This is a genomic window from Acidisphaera rubrifaciens HS-AP3, assembly GCF_000964365.1.
In the GTDB taxonomy this organism is placed as follows: Bacteria; Pseudomonadota; Alphaproteobacteria; order Acetobacterales; family Acetobacteraceae; genus Acidisphaera; species Acidisphaera rubrifaciens.
Map to the genome: position 1 here is coordinate 1 of NZ_BANB01000086.1, position 14328 is coordinate 14328.

18 protein-coding genes are annotated in these 14328 nt (G+C 70.0%); 10 read left to right on the forward strand and 8 right to left on the reverse strand.

From position 1 onward, the window contains the following. The 3 genes from B8460_RS21580 to B8460_RS03215 form a co-directional block, all read left to right on the forward strand. The coding region (locus B8460_RS21580) for a TSCPD domain-containing protein (protein ID WP_048860130.1) at window positions 1-800 on the forward strand (800 nt) is incomplete at its 5' end. Window positions 801-810: 10 nt separating this feature from the next. Next, window positions 811-1278, forward strand: a complete 468-nt coding sequence (locus B8460_RS03210) for a RidA family protein (RefSeq protein ID WP_048860131.1) — start codon at window positions 811-813, stop codon at window positions 1276-1278. Between the two features lie 21 nt (window positions 1279-1299). Continuing rightward, the gene (locus tag B8460_RS03215) at window positions 1300-2493 is read left to right on the forward strand and encodes a GNAT family N-acetyltransferase (protein ID WP_048860132.1); all 1194 of its coding nucleotides are present in this window, start codon (window positions 1300-1302) and stop codon (window positions 2491-2493) included. Here B8460_RS03215 and B8460_RS03220 read toward each other — a convergent pair. Further along, window positions 2459-2938, reverse strand: a complete 480-nt coding sequence (locus tag B8460_RS03220; RefSeq protein WP_048860133.1) for a peroxiredoxin — start codon at window positions 2936-2938, stop codon at window positions 2459-2461. The two genes, B8460_RS03215 and B8460_RS03220, sit on opposite strands and share 35 nt — an antisense overlap. 128 nt (window positions 2939-3066) lie before the next feature. On the opposite strand from B8460_RS03220, the gene B8460_RS03225 reads away from it, so the two are divergent. Further along, complete coding sequence (locus B8460_RS03225) at window positions 3067-3663, forward strand: YqgE/AlgH family protein (protein ID WP_048860134.1); 597 nt, start codon at window positions 3067-3069, stop codon at window positions 3661-3663. Window positions 3664-3680: 17 nt separating this feature from the next. Here B8460_RS03225 and B8460_RS03230 read toward each other — a convergent pair whose 3' ends face one another. Then, on the reverse strand, window positions 3681-4529 hold the full coding sequence (locus B8460_RS03230) for a TIGR01459 family HAD-type hydrolase (protein WP_048860135.1): 849 nt from the start codon (window positions 4527-4529) through the stop codon (window positions 3681-3683). Continuing rightward, window positions 4529-5596 (reverse strand): quinone-dependent dihydroorotate dehydrogenase, encoded by a 1068-nt coding sequence (locus tag B8460_RS03235; protein ID WP_048860136.1) that lies wholly within the window; start codon window positions 5594-5596, stop codon window positions 4529-4531. Before B8460_RS03235 ends, B8460_RS03230 begins: the two co-directional genes overlap by 1 nt. Before the next feature lie 110 nt (window positions 5597-5706). Between B8460_RS03235 and B8460_RS03240 the strand changes: the two genes are divergently transcribed. Beyond that, on the forward strand, window positions 5707-5928 hold the full coding sequence (locus tag B8460_RS03240) for a hypothetical protein (protein WP_048860137.1): 222 nt from the start codon (window positions 5707-5709) through the stop codon (window positions 5926-5928). A gap of 80 nt (window positions 5929-6008) precedes the next feature. Here the strand turns inward: B8460_RS03240 and B8460_RS03245 are convergent, their stop codons facing one another. Together B8460_RS03245 and B8460_RS03250 are read right to left on the reverse strand one after the other, a co-directional pair. Further along, entirely contained in the window at window positions 6009-6239 is a 231-nt protein-coding gene (locus B8460_RS03245) for a hypothetical protein (RefSeq protein ID WP_048860138.1), read from the reverse strand. 155 nt (window positions 6240-6394) lie between these two features. Then, a complete protein-coding gene (locus tag B8460_RS03250; RefSeq protein WP_241771092.1) occupies window positions 6395-6781 on the reverse strand; it encodes a hypothetical protein in 387 nt (128 codons plus the stop codon). Window positions 6782-6970: 189 nt separating this feature from the next. Here B8460_RS03250 and B8460_RS03255 point away from each other — a divergent pair, with 189 nt between their 5' ends. The 4 genes from B8460_RS03255 (at window position 6971) to B8460_RS03275 (ending at window position 11142) form a co-directional block, all read left to right on the forward strand. Then, a complete protein-coding gene (locus B8460_RS03255; RefSeq protein WP_048860140.1) occupies window positions 6971-7615 on the forward strand; it encodes a S24 family peptidase in 645 nt (214 codons plus the stop codon). A 103-nt stretch (window positions 7616-7718) separates the two neighbouring features. Then, entirely contained in the window at window positions 7719-8492 is a 774-nt protein-coding gene (locus B8460_RS03260; RefSeq protein WP_148360291.1) for a DUF1194 domain-containing protein, read from the forward strand. Window positions 8493-8587: 95 nt separating this feature from the next. Then, window positions 8588-10078: a tetratricopeptide repeat protein gene (locus B8460_RS03270; RefSeq protein ID WP_148360293.1), complete on the forward strand. Its 1491-nt coding sequence runs from the start codon at window positions 8588-8590 to the stop codon at window positions 10076-10078. Continuing rightward, window positions 10075-11142 (forward strand): hypothetical protein, encoded by a 1068-nt coding sequence (locus B8460_RS03275; protein WP_052945117.1) that lies wholly within the window; start codon window positions 10075-10077, stop codon window positions 11140-11142. The genes B8460_RS03270 and B8460_RS03275 overlap by 4 nt, the downstream gene beginning before the upstream one ends. Here B8460_RS03275 and B8460_RS03280 read toward each other — a convergent pair. Continuing rightward, window positions 11111-12190: an extracellular catalytic domain type 1 short-chain-length polyhydroxyalkanoate depolymerase gene (locus B8460_RS03280; protein ID WP_084623200.1), complete on the reverse strand. Its 1080-nt coding sequence runs from the start codon at window positions 12188-12190 to the stop codon at window positions 11111-11113. The genes B8460_RS03275 and B8460_RS03280 overlap by 32 nt on opposite strands. A gap of 121 nt (window positions 12191-12311) precedes the next feature. Then, entirely contained in the window at window positions 12312-12791 is a 480-nt protein-coding gene (locus B8460_RS03285) for a cupin domain-containing protein (RefSeq protein ID WP_048860145.1), read from the reverse strand. A gap of 158 nt (window positions 12792-12949) precedes the next feature. On the opposite strand from B8460_RS03285, the gene B8460_RS03290 reads away from it, so the two are divergent. Further along, window positions 12950-13645, forward strand: coding sequence for a hypothetical protein (locus tag B8460_RS03290; protein ID WP_148360294.1), 696 nt, complete (start codon window positions 12950-12952; stop codon window positions 13643-13645). A gap of 339 nt (window positions 13646-13984) precedes the next feature. Here B8460_RS03290 and B8460_RS03295 read toward each other — a convergent pair whose 3' ends face one another. After that, window positions 13985-14326 carry a hypothetical protein gene (locus tag B8460_RS03295; RefSeq protein ID WP_148360296.1) on the reverse strand — a complete coding sequence of 114 codons (342 nt, stop codon included), beginning with the start codon at window positions 14324-14326 and terminating at the stop codon, window positions 13985-13987. Between the last annotated feature and the right edge of the window lie 2 nt (window positions 14327-14328).

A 14328-nucleotide genomic window follows, 5' to 3' on the forward strand; every position in this document is an offset into this window, starting at 1 on the left:
TGCGCGACGCGGCGGTGGGGACGGTGCGGGTGGGCGTGCTGGCGCCGGGCGTCGCCGACGCGCTGCTCGGCATCGAGACCGCCGGCATCGCACCGCCGTTTTCGCCGATCACCGATGGTCCCGCGCTGACCCGCACCGCGCGCGCGACGCTGGCCGCGCGGGGGCTGTCCGCCGAGGCAGCCCTGGCGCGTCTTTATGCCGGGGAAGACCCGTTGCCGGTCGCAGCCGCCGCGGCGCACGCGGCGATGCGCGAGGCGGTCGCGCCGTTCCTGCATGTGCTGCCGGAGGTGCCGGGCGCCCTGCCCGCCCCGCCGGCCGCCACGGGCCCGGTGCGGCAGGACCTGCCGCCACGCCGCCGCGGCTACACGCAGAAGGCGACCGTGGGCGGCCACCGCATCTATCTGCGCACCGGCGAATATGCTGACGGACGGCTGGGTGAGATCGAGGTCAGCCTGCCGAAGGACAGCCCGGCGGTGCGCGGCCTGATGGACAGCCTCGCGCAGGCGATCAGCCTCGGGCTGCAACACGGGGTGCCGCTGTCGGCCTATGTCGAGGCGCTGGCCGGCACGCGGTTCGGCGCGCAGGGCAGCGTCGAGGGCGACCCGGCGGTGACGCGGGCTTCCTCGCCGGTGGACTATGTCGCGCGCAGCCTCGCGGCGAGCTATCTGGGACGGCACGACCTGCCGGAAGCCGCGCCGGAGAGCCCGGCACCCGCGGCGCCCGAATTGCCGCTCGACCTTCCGGCGGCGGGAACGCCCGGACGGCGTTTGCGGCTGGTCGCCAGCCGGACTGGAACATGAGGGGACGCCGATGGCCGGGATGATCGAGGACAGGCTGGCATCGCTCGGCATCACGCTGCCGACGCCGGCGGCGCCGCTCGCCAACTATGTGCCCTGGGTACGCAGCGGCGCGCTGGTCGTCGTGTCGGGGCAGTTGCCGATGCGCGACGGGACGGTGGCCGTCACGGGTCGGCTCGGCGCCGAAGTCACGGACGAGGCCGGGGCGGAGGCCGCGAGGCTCTGCCTGATCAACGTGCTGGCGCAGCTGCGCGCGGCGTGCGACGGCGACCTTGGCCGGGTGCGGCGGGTGATACGGCTCGGCGGCTTCATCGCCTCCACCCCCGATTACGGCCGGCACGCGGCGGTGATGAACGGCGCGTCCGACCTCGCGGTGGCCGTCTTCGGCGATGCCGGCCGGCATGCCCGCAGCACGATCGGCGTGGCATCCCTGCCCGCCGGCGCGGCGGTCGAGGTCGAAGGGATGTTCGAGATCGCCTGAGCGTCCATATTGCGACGCATCATGACGGATGCCGCCGCCAGCTACACACTGAGCCTGCATCCCGCGATCGGGCAGATCGACGCCGCGGAGTGGGACGCCTGCGCCGGGCCGGACAACCCGTTCGTCAGCCACGCCTTCCTGTTGGCGTTGGAGGACAGCGGCTCGGCCGGGGCGCGCACCGGCTGGCTGCCGCAGCACGCGGCGCTGCGCGACGGCGCCGGGGCGCTGATCGGCGTCGCGCCGATGTATGCCAAGTCGCACAGCTACGGCGAATACGTGTTCGACCACGGCTGGGCCAACGCCTTCGAGCGGGCGGGCGGCGACTATTATCCGAAGCTGCAGGTGGCCGTGCCGTTCAGCCCGGTGCCCGGCCCCCGCCTGCTGGTGCGCGCGCCGGCGGCGGCGCCGGCCCTGGCGCAGGCGCTTGTGCAGGCCTGCACCGAACTGAAGCTGTCATCGGTGCATGTGACGTTCTGCACCGAGGCGGAATGGGGCACGCTGGGCGAGGCCGGCTGGTTGCAGCGGATCGGCATGCAGTTCCACTGGGAAAACGCCGGCTATGGGTCGTTCGACGATTTTCTCGGCGCGCTGTCCTCCCGCAAGCGCAAGGTGCTGCGCCGGGAGCGGCGGGATGCCAACGCGGCGGGGCTGACTTTCCGGGCGCTGCGCGGGTCGGAGATCACGTCGCGCCACTGGGATGCCTTCCACCGTTTCTATCGCGCGACGGTCGACCGGAAATGGGGCAGCGCATATCTGACGCGGGGCTTCTTCACGCTGCTGTCGGAACGGCTCGGCGACCGGGTGGTGCTGATGGTCGCCGAAGACCGCGGAAAGCCGGTCGCCGGCGCGCTGAATCTCGCGGGCAGCGAGACGCTGTACGGCCGCAACTGGGGCTGCGAGGGCGAGTATCCGTTCCTGCATTTCGAGCTGTGCTATTACCGCGCCATCGATTTCGCGATCGAGCACGGGCTGAAGCGCGTCGAAGCCGGGGCGCAGGGGCAGCACAAGATCCAGCGCGGCTACCTGCCGCGCGCGACCTATTCGGCGCATTGGATCGCGCATCGCGGGCTGTCGCGCGCGGTGGGCGCGTTCCTCGACGAGGAACGGCCCGCGATGCTGGCGGAGATGGCCGCGCTGGCCGAGGAGTCGCCGTTCCGGAAGGACGAGCCGACCGGGGCGGCTACAGAACGCCGAGAACCGCCTCCGCCCGGCTGACCTCGAAGCCGCCCGGCGCCTCGATCGCGAGATGCGTCACCTTCATGTCGTCCACGATCATGGCGAAGCGCTGGCTGCGCACGCCGAGGCCGCGCGCGACGAGGTCGAGTTCGAGCCCGAGTGCCTTGGTCAGCAGCCCCGATCCGTCCGCGAGCATGATGATGCGCTCGCTGCCGTCCTGGCTGCGGGCCCAGGCCTGCATCACGAAGGGATCGTTGACCGCCATGCACACCACCGCATCCGCGCCCTTTGCCATGATGCCATCGAGATGGTCGATGAAGCCCGGCAGGTGCTTGGCGCTGCAGGTCGGCGTGAAGGCGCCGGGGACGGCGAACAGTACGACCTTGCGGCCCTTGAACAGTGTATCGGTATCGCTCTCCTTGGGTCCGTCCGGGCCGACGGTCATGACCTTCATCGAGGGGAGGGTATCGCCGACCTTGATCATACGGAGGCTCCGTCACTGCGGTTGCGCATGACGGTCGTGTAACGGGGCGGCAGGCGGGAGTCACGCGCGCTCGTGCGGCGCAGCACGAGCCGCTTGCGCGACGATGGCTTCGGGACCACCTTCGCCGCATGGCGATCGAGAGCACCCCCAGGGTCGGCACCGGCGACGAGGGCTGGATGCTGACCGGCAGCCTGCTGGTCGCGATGCCGTCGATGGAAGATCCGCGCTTTGCGCACAGCGTGATCTTCATCTGCGCGCACACGTCGGAGGCCGCGATGGGCATCGTGGTCAACCGCCCCCTGTCGCGCCCGACCTTCGAGGATATCCTGCGCCAGCACGACATTTCGCCGCAGCCCCCGGCCCGGCGTGTGCGCGTGTGCTCGGGCGGGCCGGTCGAGGACGGGCGGGGCTTCGTGCTCCATACATCCGACTGGACGAGCGACGGCACGCTGCGCGTCACCGACGATCTCGCGCTGACCGCCAGCCTCGACGTGCTGAAGGCGCTCGCCGAGGGACACGGGCCGCGCGCTGGCGTGCTGGCGCTCGGCTACGCCGGATGGGGGCCGGGGCAGCTCGATCAGGAAGTGCAGCAGAACGCGTGGCTATCCGTGCCGGCCGACGAGACCATCGTGTTCGACGCCGACACCGACACGAAGTGGCGCCGCGCGCTGGCGAAGCTGCACATCGACCCGCTGCTGCTGTCGGGCGACGCCGGACACGCCTGAGCGCCCGGTCGCCGGCCTTACCAGATCAGGGCGGACAAGGTCGCGACGGGCGCGAGCCCGACGGCGCGTGCAGCGTCGGCAGGATCGAGCCCCGCCGCCAGTTCATCCGCGTGAATACCGCCCAGCACCCAGCACGCATCGATCCCGCACGCCGCCGCGCCGGCGATGTCCGTGCGCAGCGAGTCGCCGATGGCCAGGATGCGGCCCGGCGGCACGCCGAGCCGGTCGATCACCGGTCCGTAGATCGCGGGGTCGGGCTTCCCGAGCGACCGCACGTCGCCGCCGAGCATCGCGTATTGCTGCGCGAGCGCGCCGGCGCAGAGCATCCGCACGCCGTCGCGTATGACGTCGAGATCGGGGTTGGCGCAGATCATCGGCAACGAAGCCGCCCGGCAGGCGGCGAGCACGGGGGCGAAGGCAGCCAGATCGGTCGGGTCGGCCTCGTCGTCCGGTCCGGTGTTGAGCACGAAGGACGCCCCCGCCGGGGTGGGCACCGGTTCCAGATCGAGGCCCGTGTAGACGTTGCGGTCGCGTTCCGGCCCGAGATGGAACACGCGCCGTCCGAGGGAAGCGAACCACGGATCGGCGCGCTCGCGCAGCGCGCGGTGCACCGCCTCGCCGCTCGTCACGAGGTCGGTATAGAGGTCGTCGGCGATGCCCATCGCGCGCAGCGCCGTCCGCGCCGAGGCCGCCCGTCGGGGAGCGTTGGACAGCAGAACCAGCGGCTTGCCCTGGTCGCGCAGCGCGGCGAGGCAGGAAATCGCGCCCGGATAGGGCCGCACGCCGTCATGCACCACGCCCCACAGATCGACGATGAAGCCGTCATACGCATCGGCAAGGGTGGCGAGACCACGCAGGTGACGCATCAGACGGCTCCCGCCAGACGTTCGCGATCGGTGCCGACGGCATCGGCCGCGCGGGCATAGCCTTCGGCGCGCAGCGCCGCGAGCAGTTCGTGCTTGATGCGGGGGATCAGCGCCGGACCGCCATAGGCGAAGCCGGTGTAGAGCTGCACCAGCGATGCGCCGGCCTGCAATTTACGCAGCGCCTGCACGCCGGTCGCGATGCCGCCGACGCCGATCAGCACGAGCCGCCCCTCGGCAAGCAGGGCGGCGCGCGCCAGCATCGCCGTCGCGAGCGCGAACAGCGGCGCGCCGGACAGGCCGCCCTGTTCGCGCGCGAGCGGCGAGCGCAGGGCCGCCGGACGCGCGATCGTCGTGTTGGACACGATGAGCCCCTGCACGCCCCCGGCGATGCACGTCTCGACGATGTCGCGCAAGGCTGCGTCGGGCAGGTCGGGGGCGAGCTTGACCAGGAGCGGCGGCCGCTGCGGCGCGGCGTCGGCGATGGCCGCAAGGATCGCGGCGAGACGGTCGCCCGCCTGCAGGTCGCGCAGGCCGGGCGTGTTCGGCGACGAGACGTTGATCGTGACGTAGTCGGCATGCGGCGCCACCGCCGCGACCATGCGCGCGTAGTCGCCCGCGATATCCGTGCTGTCCTTGTTGATGCCGACATTGGCGCCGAGCGGCCGGTCGCGCCGCCGCGCCCGCCGCAGGTTTCGCAGGAAGACGCCGAGCCCGGCGTTGTTGAACCCGAGCCGGTTAATCACCGCGGCGTCGCCCGCGAGGCGGAACAGCCGCGGGCGCGGATTGCCCGGCTGCGGACGCGGCGTGACGGTCCCTGCCTCCACATAGCCGAAGCCGAGGGCCATCAGGCCGCTCACCGCCGCCGCGTTCTTGTCGAAGCCGGCGGCAAGGCCGATCGGATTGGGAAAGCGCAGGCCGAGCGTCTCGACGGCAAGCGCGGGATCGTCGCGCCCGCGGTCACGACCGGCGAGGCCGAGACGCAGCGCGCGCAGGGCAAGGGCGTGGGCCGTCTCGGGGTCGAGATCACCGAGGCGGCGGGCGACGGTGGAGGCGATGCGCGGCGTCATGGCGGCGGCTTATGCCCCGCGGCCCGTCCGCACGGAAGCCGTATGGCGCCGGCGTCCCTGCCCCATCGGGGGGACTGGCAAGACCCCGCGTGCCGGCGCACCTTGACGGCATGGTCTGGGACGAACCGTATCTGGAGACGTGCTGTCGCGCGGCGCTCCATCGCCTGACACTCGTTGACGCGACGGGGCGGCCGGCGGGGCTGAAGGATGGCCCGTGTCTGGACCGGCTGGCCGGCATGGGCCTGGCCCGGCTGCGCCCGGATGGACGGTGGGAGCCGACGGAGGCCGGACGGTCCCGCCACATGCGCGAAATCCTGCGCCGGACGGGCTAGGAGCCGGCGCCGGGACCGGTCTCGTCGAAGAAACTCCGACGCATCCTCGGCCGGTCGCCGCGGTCGATTGACGAGACGATTCAGGCGAGCGGCACGAGGCGCCGTCCCTCCGATGCCGGTCCGGCGACCAGGATGCGGGCACCGTCGGCGGCCGAAATCATCACCAGATCGCCGGCCGCGAGCATGTCGGCCGCCGCGTCGAAATAGCCGTCCGCCGCCGCCTCGGCCAGCCGGTCGGGTGTCTTGCAGTGCCACAGCGTGAAACCGTTGGCGTAGGCGAGGACCGACAGGTTGCGCAGACTGAATGCCATGCTGGGCTCCGGGCACAAAAAAAGCCGCCGCCCTTGGGGGGCGGCGGCGCGAGGTAACGGAGGGAGGAGACAGCCGGCGGACACAGCTTGCCCGCTGGCCCGACCGTATTAGCCCGTCACGGCGACGGAATCAAGATTATTTTCCTATTATTCTCTCAACCCGCCACGATCCCCTTGACCCGCAGCGGCCATTCGAGCCGCTCCAGCGCCTCGCGCCACAGGCGCCAGTCACACCGCTCGGTCGCGTGCGCGGGGTTCGGCGCCGATTGCCGCTCCCCCCAGATGCGCAGGACCCGCGCGTGAACGAGGTCGATGCGCCGGCGCCGATAGAGCTGGTCAAGGCACTTCACCACGTCATCCGGCTCGCACGGACGCGGCACCGCACCAAGCCCGGCCCGGCAGCGCGCCCCGTCCCGCCGCGCGACAAGGGCCGCCATCGTCCAGTGCCACGCCTCCTCCGCGCTGCGGAACGGCTGGGCCGGGACGGCGGGGGCGGGAACGGCGCGGGCCGGCACGGGCCGGCCGAAAGCGGCAGGGGACATAGGACCTCCTGGGGTGGAACGCGTGAACGTTACCGGAACACTAAACCTTAAGTTGTAAATGCGCGCAATGGTTGTTGGTGATTTTTCCTATTGGCGCCGGCTGCCAGTCCTAGCAGACTGACCCATGGATACGACTCGGCGGCTGGCGCGCCGGTCGACGGCCCACGACACATCGGCCCGCAGGGCGGCATGAAGCACGAAGACATCTGGCGGGCGATCGACACGCTTGCCGCCGAAAACGGCCTGTCGGCCTCCGGTCTCGCGAAGCGGGCGGGGCTCGACGCCACCACGTTCAACCCGTCGAAGCGCTGCATGCCCGACGGCCGGCCACGCTGGCCGAGCACCGAGAGCCTCGCGAAGGTCCTGCACGCCACCGGCGCGACGCTGGAGGCATTCTCCACGCTCGTCAGCGGGGCACGCGCGCTATCGAGCGCCAGCCGCCATCCCGGCCGGCGGATCCCGCTCATCGGTCTCGCGCAGGCGGGCAGCGACGGGTTCTTCGACGACGGCGGCTATCCGGTCGGCGGCGGCTGGGATGAGGTGAGCCTGCCCGAGGTCGGGGACTTGAACGCTTACGCGCTCGAAGTCAGCGGCGACTCGATGGAGCCCGTCTTCCGCGACGGCGACATGGTGATCGTCTCGCCCAACGCCCCGATCCGGCGCGGCGACCGGGTGGTCGTCCGCACGGTCCACGGCGAGGTGATGGCCAAGCAGCTGGCCCGCCGTTCCGCCCGGCGGGTGGAGCTGCGCAGCTTCAACCCGGCCCATCCCGACTACAGCTTCGACCTGTCGGACGTCGCCTGGATCCACCGGATCATATGGGCGAGCCAATAGCGCCACCCCTGCATTAGGCTTTGACCGGCGGTACGACTTGGCCCCCAAATCCCTTGGGCGCCGCGAAGCGGCGGACCGCAACAACAATACGGGGAGGGTCCGCGTGCGGACGCTGCTGGCACTGGCTGTGCTTCTGCCTGGAACCATGCTCGGGGGCGCGCTGTGCCTGCCGGCCACGGCACGCGCGGCCGACACGGTCGATGTCATGCTCGCCCTGGTGACCGACGTGTCCCGCAGCATCGACGACAGTGAGTTCGACCTGGAGAAGAACGGCTACCAGGCGGCGTTCACGAGCCCCGAAGTGCTCAACGCGATCAAGGCGGGCCCGAACGGCGCCATCGCCGTCTCCTACCTGGAGTTCGCCAGCAACTACGAGGTGCGGACGGTCGTCGACTGGACCATCATCCGGGACGCGGCCAGCGCCGATGCCTTCCTCGCGCGGCTGATGGAAGCGCCGCGGTCGTATTACGGCCGTACCGCGATCGGATCGGGCATCGACCTCGCGGTGCAATCCATCACCGGCAGCCCGATCCAGGCCACCCGCAAGGTGATCGACGTCTGCGGCGACGGCACGAGCAACGCCGGCCGCGAGGTCTCGCAGGCCCGTGACGACGCGCTGAAACTCGGGATCACCATCAACGGCCTGGCCATCATCAACGAGCATCCGGCATCGTGGACCTTCGCGCATGTCCAGCCGCCGGGCGGCCTCGGCAAATACTACCGCGAGAACGTCTCCGGCGGCCCGAGCAGCTTCGTCCTGGAAATCCACGACTTCCACGACTTCGCCAATGCCATCAAGCGCAAGCTGATCAGCGAGATTTCCGAGGGGCCGCGCCGCCGCACGACCGCCGCCATCGATACGCCTCCCCGGAACTGAGACAGGCGACAAGGAGGATCGATGGCGCGCGGCGGAGGACTTGACCGGCTGCCGGACGGCGATACGGAGAGCGTTACGCGAGTACCACGGATGCCATGAACAATCCCGCCGTCCTCCCGCCGCCTGACACCGTCCAGAAGTCGACCGCTCCCGCCCCCTCGGCCGCCTCGGCTCCGGCGCCGGCTCCCGCCGGCCAGGCGCCCCCGCCCGACCCGATCGAGGCCGCCCTCGTCCGCGCCCGCCAGGCCGCGCAGGCGAAGCGCTGGAACGAGGCGATGGGCATCTGTCAGGACGTGCTGGCGACCGCCGCGGACCAGCCGGCCGCCCTGGCGTTGATGGGCACCATCCATGCCCAACGCGGCGCGGTCGAGGAAGGGATCACCCTGCTCGAACGCGCGACCGCGCAGCAGCCCAACGTCGCCGGCTGGCACGCCAACCTGTGCGCCCTCTACCGTCTGGCCTGCCGCACCCAGGACGCGGTGCGCGCGGGCCAGACGGCCGTGCGGCTGCAGTCGAACAACCCGCAATACCTGATCAACCTGGCGCTCGCGCTGATCGACCTCGACGAACGCGGTCAGGCGGTGGCGTGCCTCCTGCGCACCCTCGGCCTCGATCCCAAGGAGGCGTCGGCGCATCTGGCGCTCGGCCAGATCCTGCTCGCACAGGGCGAGATGCAGCCCGGCTGGATCGAATATGAATGGCGCAACGAGACCGAGGCGGCAAAAGGCACCCTGCCCCGCATCACCTCCGCCCTGTGGAACGGCATGAAGCTGCAGGGGCGGCTGCTGCTGATCGGCGACCAGGGTTATGGCGACACGATCCAGTTCGCCCGGTACATCCCGATCGCCGCGAAACTGTGCCAGGGGCTGACAGTCGGATGCAGTCCGGAACTCGCGCCGCTGATCGCCAAGCTCCCGGGCATCGAGTCGTGCCATCACCGCTGGGATGAGATCCCGGGCCACGCCGCCCACGCCCGCCTGTCGAGCCTGCCGTATCTTCTGCGCACCGAACTGGACACGATCCCCTGGGATGGGCCCTATCTGAGCCCCGATCCGGCACGCGTCGCTCATTGGCGGGATGTGCTGGATACCCGCCTCGGCCGGGACCGTCCGCGCATCGGCCTCGCCTGGTCGGGGCGCCCGACGCACCCGAACGACCGCCGCCGGTCGATCCGGCTTTCCGCGCTGCTGCCGCTGTCCGAAGTCGCCGGTGTGCATTTCGTGTCGCTGCAGCGGCCGATGCCGGCGGCGGACGTGGGCCTTCTGGGGGCCTTCGCGGGGCTGCGCGACGATGCCGACACGCTATCGGACTTCGAGGAAACCGCGGCTCTGGTAACCAATCTCGATCTCGTCATAACGGTCGATACGGCGGTGGGCCATCTGACCGGCGCGATCGGTCGGCCGGCCTGGATCCTCACGCCCCGTCCCAGTGACTGGCGCTGGCTGCTCGAGCGCAGCGATTCGCCGTGGTATCCGTCCGTGCGCCTGTTCCGTCAGCCGGCGCCCGGCGTATGGGATGTGCCGGTGCGCGAGGCGGCCGAAGCCCTTCGCGCCTTCGTCGCGACCAATCCCCATGCGGGCGCATGACAGAGACCGCGGAGATCGCCGCGACGGGGCTGTTCGACGCCGCGTGGTATGCGCGCGTGCACCCCGATATCGTGGCGGCCGGCATCGCCCCCGAAGACCACTATGCCCGCTTCGGCGAAGCTGAAGGGCGACCGCCCAACGCCTATTTCGACGTGATCGACTACCGCGCGCGTGCCGGCCATATCGGCGACATGTCGCCGCTGCTGCATTATGCCCGACACGGGGAGGCGGCCGACATGGCGCCCGGCCCGAACTTCGACCCCGCCTGGTACCGCGATGCCTACGACCTCCCGCGCAGCACCTCGGCGCTGGCGGACTTTCTGCGCAACCGTGCCAGCCGCCGGCGGCTTCCGTGTCGCGATCTGTATGTCGCGGCACGCAGCGGGCCCTACGCGACACTCCCGCCCGACAGTGACATGTTCGAGGTCATCATTGCCGACCGGCGCCGCAAGGCACTGCCGACCGAAGCCGCCATCATCGGGCAATCGGGCCTGTTCGACGCCAACCATTACCTGATCAACGGATCGGACGTGCACGAGGCCGCGCTGGACCCGATCGAGCATTTCTGCGGCTTCGGTTGGCGGGAGGGGCGGCAGCCGAACATCTACTTCAACACCGCCTGGTATCTGCGGACCAACCCCGAGGTCGAACGCCTCGGCATCAATCCGCTCTGCCACTATATCCTGGAAGGCGAGGCCGCCGGCCGCCGGCCGGTCGTGTATTTCGACCCGCTCTGGTACCGCGCCACGTATGACGTGCCACCGGAGCGCCTAGCGCTCGCGCATTTTCTGGAACGCCGCCGCAGTCAGACCGTCAGCCCCAACGCCGCCTTCGACCTCGCGTGGTATCTGAAAACCTATGCGCAGCAGGTCGGACCCAACCGGGACCCCTTTGCCCACTATCTACAGACCGGCACGTATCGGGATGTCTGGCCGGCGCCGGACTTCGATCCGGTGGCGTGGCGCCGCCGCACCATCGGGCGGCGCACCCGCCACTTTCAGTGGCGCCTGCATCCGGACACGGACAACCCTCTCATCCGCCAGCTGCACGAGGCCTATCGCTAGGCGCCTGCCCTCCGCCAAGCGCGAAGAAGGCCGCGATTTCCGCCGTCGCATCGATGGCGGTCGGCGCGACCCACCGGCCGGGGCGCCCGTCGGGACCAATGGGATAGGCATGATCGACGCCGCTCAGGGCCCACCGCTCAACAACCGTATCGGCGCCGTCGGACGACCACGCCTCATACCGCACACGACCATCGCACACCGAAGCCGACTTCACCGGCGGCCCGGCAAGCCCCTGCAGGGCGCACCATTGCTGCACGAGCAACGCCGCGTTCTCGTCGTTGACCACCTGATCCGCCGTGCCGTGCCACACCGACAAGCGCGGCCACCGGCCCACATATCCGGCGGGAGCAAGGGCCCGTGCGCGACTGTCCCACTGGGCATCGGACATACTGGCCGCCGGCGCCACCATCTTGTGAAGCGCCTCGCCGGCGGAATGGGCGACCCCGACCGGCAGGCCAGCAACCACCGCGCCCGCGGCGATACGGTCCGGCGCCGCCGCCATCAGCGCGGCCGCCATCGCCCCGCCCGCAGACAGTCCAACCACGCATGTGCGATCCGGATCACAATCGTGGCGCGCGCGCAGGCCGTCGACGATGTGACCCAGCGAGGCCAGCTCCGCACGGCCTGCCGGTCCGTCCACGTCGAACCAGTTGAAGCACTGGCTGTGGTTGTTCTCCCGCCGCTGCTCGGGCACGGCAAGGATGCCCCCGGCACGCTCGATGCGCGCCAGCCATCCGCTTTCGCGGGCAAAGGTGGCCGCATCCTGGCGACACCCGTGCAGAAGCAGCACCAGCGGCGGACGGGCCTCCAGGCGGGCGGATTTATATAGCAGGAGCCCCAGCTTGCCTGGATTGTTGCGCTCGAAACGGACACGGCGCAGCGCAGGGCCATCCGTCCCATCCGGTACGTCCGACCGCCGCGCCGTCCGACCGGACGGTTTCGCGCTCCGTCGGGGCGACGATGGCGTGACCAGGGGCATCATGTCCGGCAAGCCAAGCCCCGCCTGCAATCGCCGCGCGGTATCGGCCAGTTGATCCATCCACTTCATGAGAGTGCCTTCGCTAGCGCCGGACCCCGGCCTACCCCTTCGAACGCACCAGTCCGAAGGAAGATTGCTGCGGTGCACAAAATAAGCGGATGACGACGCTGCGCGCTCGGCGAAGCGCCGCCTACGGATGCGTGTGGATCGGGTCGATCCATGGCACGTGCTCGGCCTTCTCCGCCGCGTCGATATCGAGATTGACGACCACCGCCTCGTTGTCACTGCGCACGAGCACGCACTGAAGCGGCTCGTCGGCCAATGCGTTGATCTCCTGATGCGGCACGTACGGGGGCACATAGATGAAGTCCCCGGGTCCCGCCTCGGCCGTGTACTCCAGGCGTTCGCCCCACCGCATCCGGGCACGACCGCTGACGACGTAAATGACGCTTTCCAGGGCACCGTGATGATGGGCGCCGGTCTTCGCGTCCGGATCGATGCGGACGGTGCCGGCCCATATCTTCTGTGCACCCACCCGCGCGGCATTGATCGCCGCGGCCCGCTGCATGCCGGGGGTCTGGGCCGTATTGGCGTCCAGGCGATCGCCCGGGATCACACGCACACCGTCATGCTTCCAGTCCCGGGGACCGGTGGCCTTTGTCTCGTCCATGATCGCTCTCCTGCGAGCCCAGAGTGCCACGCCACCACGACTTGGCAACCCGGACGCCTCGAGGCGAGGCGCACGGCTGCCGTGTGTGAAGCACCTCACAGACATGCGACGTCGATAGGCCGAGATTGCGCCTTGCACTCACGAGGGGGCTGTTCGCGATGCTGTCGACCCAGAGCCGCCTTCGTCCCTTCGCCGGCGAGCGCGCGCGCGTCCAGTTGGAGCATGTCGCGGGCAGCGCGATTGGGAACGCCCTCGATTGGGAAGCCCGATTAGGTTCAGCGATGCGCCCCGGGATGCGCGATGCGCTGCGGGCCTCGCAGCATGTGACCTTCGCCACGGAAGACGGTACCGGGCGCGTGCTCGGCCTCGTGGCCGCGACGTCCCGGTCGACGACGAACGAGCCGTTCCTGCTTCTCGATCATGTGCTGGTCGGGTCGGACCGGGCAGGTCATCGCCTTCTGCGCCGGCTTGTCGCGTTGCTGGTGCTGCGTGTCGCGGGACGGGAAGGCGTGCCCCACGCCATCGCTGCGGCGCTGCCCGAAGCGACGATCGCAACGTCCCTCCGCGATCTGTCGGCCGCCTTCACCGAATCTGCCGCCTACCCGCAAGGCATGGACGCGACCGTGTCGCTGGCGACCGTGCGGTTGGCGACACGAATTGCACACGAGATTGCGCCCTCGCGCAGTTACGACCTTGCCAGGAGCATGCTGCGGAGCGGTGGCCGAGACGCCACGACCGCGTCGCCGGTCGGCTTTGCGGAATGGCATGACGATTGTCTTGTCGTTCTCGACCTGCGGGGTGCCGACGAGACGGTAATCATCGACGATGCCCGTGCGGCGTACCGCCGGCGCTGAAACCTGGATTAGCCGCCTCACACAGACTGAGGCACAGTCGAAGCCGGGGCAGACTGGCGATCACGACACCGTCCCCACCGACGATTTCGCGCTCGACCGTCACGATACCGCCCGACTGGGGCATGAACGAAAGAACGGTGCGGCCGCTTCCGGACGGCACGGGCTCGGGCCCAAGCGTTGTCACAGGAGGCCTCGTCGCATAGGCCACAGACGCAGGCATGGCACGCAAATGCGCGAAATACGGCGCTGCCAGCACAGCCGATACGCCCGCCATGACGAGATGACGACGGCGGCGCACCCTGCGCCGTCGCCGCATCTGCGCGATGTGCTCCCGGCGGCTCATCGATGCAGCGTGCCGGTCAGGGCGTTCCATCCATAGGCCAGCAGCGCCAGCAAGGCCGCCATGAGCAGACTTTTCCAAAACGCCCAGTCCTCGCGGCTGACGAAGCTTTCAGTGACTTCCTTCAGGCTGTCCTGGAATGTCTCGGCCTGACTTGTCAGGGCGGCGCTGAACCGTTCCGACATCTGGCGCAGCCCGTCCTCGAGTTCGGTGTCCCGGTTGCCCAGCTTTTCCACCGCGAGCACGACATGCCGCATCTGCTCCTCCAGTCGCGCGAGGCGTTCGACGACCTCGTCGACCACGGCATTGAACGGGACCATCTTACCCGCTGTCTGGCGCATGA

Coding starts and splice junctions, on each gene's coding strand:
- B8460_RS03210 (WP_048860131.1), top strand. CDS start 811: ATGGCCGGGATGATCGAGGACAGGCTGGCATCGCTCGGCATCACGCTG.
- B8460_RS03215 (WP_048860132.1), top strand. CDS start 1,300: ATGACGGATGCCGCCGCCAGCTACACACTGAGCCTGCATCCCGCGATC.
- B8460_RS03220 (WP_048860133.1), bottom strand. CDS start 2,938: ATGATCAAGGTCGGCGATACCCTCCCCTCGATGAAGGTCATGACCGTC.
- B8460_RS03225 (WP_048860134.1), top strand. CDS start 3,067: ATGGCGATCGAGAGCACCCCCAGGGTCGGCACCGGCGACGAGGGCTGG.
- B8460_RS03230 (WP_048860135.1), bottom strand. CDS start 4,529: ATGCGTCACCTGCGTGGTCTCGCCACCCTTGCCGATGCGTATGACGGC.
- B8460_RS03235 (WP_048860136.1), bottom strand. CDS start 5,596: ATGACGCCGCGCATCGCCTCCACCGTCGCCCGCCGCCTCGGTGATCTC.
- B8460_RS03240 (WP_048860137.1), top strand. CDS start 5,707: ATGGTCTGGGACGAACCGTATCTGGAGACGTGCTGTCGCGCGGCGCTC.
- B8460_RS03245 (WP_048860138.1), bottom strand. CDS start 6,239: ATGGCATTCAGTCTGCGCAACCTGTCGGTCCTCGCCTACGCCAACGGT.
- B8460_RS03250 (WP_241771092.1), bottom strand. CDS start 6,781: ATGTCCCCTGCCGCTTTCGGCCGGCCCGTGCCGGCCCGCGCCGTTCCC.
- B8460_RS03255 (WP_048860140.1), top strand. CDS start 6,971: ATGAAGCACGAAGACATCTGGCGGGCGATCGACACGCTTGCCGCCGAA.
- B8460_RS03270 (WP_148360293.1), top strand. CDS start 8,588: ATGAACAATCCCGCCGTCCTCCCGCCGCCTGACACCGTCCAGAAGTCG.
- B8460_RS03275 (WP_052945117.1), top strand. CDS start 10,075: ATGACAGAGACCGCGGAGATCGCCGCGACGGGGCTGTTCGACGCCGCG.
- B8460_RS03280 (WP_084623200.1), bottom strand. CDS start 12,190: ATGAAGTGGATGGATCAACTGGCCGATACCGCGCGGCGATTGCAGGCG.
- B8460_RS03285 (WP_048860145.1), bottom strand. CDS start 12,791: ATGGACGAGACAAAGGCCACCGGTCCCCGGGACTGGAAGCATGACGGT.
- B8460_RS03290 (WP_148360294.1), top strand. CDS start 12,950: ATGCTGTCGACCCAGAGCCGCCTTCGTCCCTTCGCCGGCGAGCGCGCG.
- B8460_RS03295 (WP_148360296.1), bottom strand. CDS start 14,326: ATGCGCCAGACAGCGGGTAAGATGGTCCCGTTCAATGCCGTGGTCGAC.